The sequence below is a fragment of the Bacteroides sp. ET71 genome (genome assembly GCF_023336905.1).
In the GTDB taxonomy this organism is placed as follows: Bacteria; Bacteroidota; Bacteroidia; order Bacteroidales; family Bacteroidaceae; genus Bacteroides.
In genome coordinates this window covers 1-1,080 of the sequence record NZ_JAMBLS010000103.1, presented here as the reverse complement: position 1 = coordinate 1,080, position 1,080 = coordinate 1, and the positions used below count along the sequence as shown (strand labels likewise).

General features: G+C 41.9%; 1 protein-coding gene. It reads right to left on the bottom strand.

What is annotated here, in order from left to right; translation table 11 throughout:
• Positions 1–1,018: hypothetical protein (locus tag M3090_RS15350; RefSeq protein ID WP_249057725.1), on the bottom strand; the 1,018-nt coding region annotated here is incomplete at its 3' end.
• Positions 1,019–1,080: the final 62 nt, after the last annotated feature.

The window sequence follows — 1,080 nt, the reverse complement described above, 5'->3', positions numbered from 1 at the left end:
AATTGTCATGAAAACAATTCAGCGAATCGTTATCAGCATTTCTTTCCTTTTCTCTTATTCCTTCTATCTCCTTATAAGTATCGTCCACGACTTGACGGGACACCCCGTTCAGTTTCTTCGCATGTTCCTGAACAATAGAACCTATTTCATGACAAATCCAAGCGGCGGCAATCAGTACCGCGAATACCATCAATATATTCTTTATCGGTTTGTAGCGCAGCAGATACCCCAAGAAAGCGAACAGGATATACGCGACGTATATACATATAGTGTTGAGAGTTCTGCCGAAATATTCTTTTTGATGGCGTTGCAGTTCGGTGGAGGTTTCCCATGCGGTGATGGCGTGTCGGTACAATTCCGTATGAGCTATGAACATCAGACTGTCTTCGCTGGCAGCGGGATGAGCGGCATATTGATAGGCAACGCCCATTGTTTCCAACTGATAGCTGTCATAGGCTTTCGATGCCAAAGTGTCCGGTAGCATTGAAAGCAGTAGTCCGCACGTGTCAATATCAGCTAAAAAAGATGTTTCAAGAGAATCTGTTTGGGCTATAAGTTTCGTTTTGGGCATTACCATAGGTATATTGTGCAATATTTCTTCCGGGTCGATGCTGAACTTGTCTGCCAACGATTGGGGATAAGTCTGTTTTATTTCTATTATTTTATCAACAGATGCAGCCATTGTTTGGGGACGTATAAACCAGTCATAGTAATAGGTCATCGCCGATAGAGGCAAAACAAGAACCAGACCGATTACCCAATTTCGGAGAAAGCCTGTCCATTTTTCATCGTTCATTGCCCAAAAACTCAAGAAAGTTGCGATGCTCAAACTGTATGGAATGAGGGCAGTAAATGCTGCCATCCCCAATTGCAAACAAAAGGCCAATGCCTCCGAGGTGGCTAAGTCATAAAATGTGCCCTTATCTACTTCCTTAATTACAAGTACCGTGAAGCCACATACCAAAACGATGGCAAGAATGATAACAAAATATATACTAAGTTTCTTCAAATACTTCATATTCATTTTACTGATTAATGGTTTGGTGGAAAACACCCGTTCTGGGGTTATCTTCCTTTGTT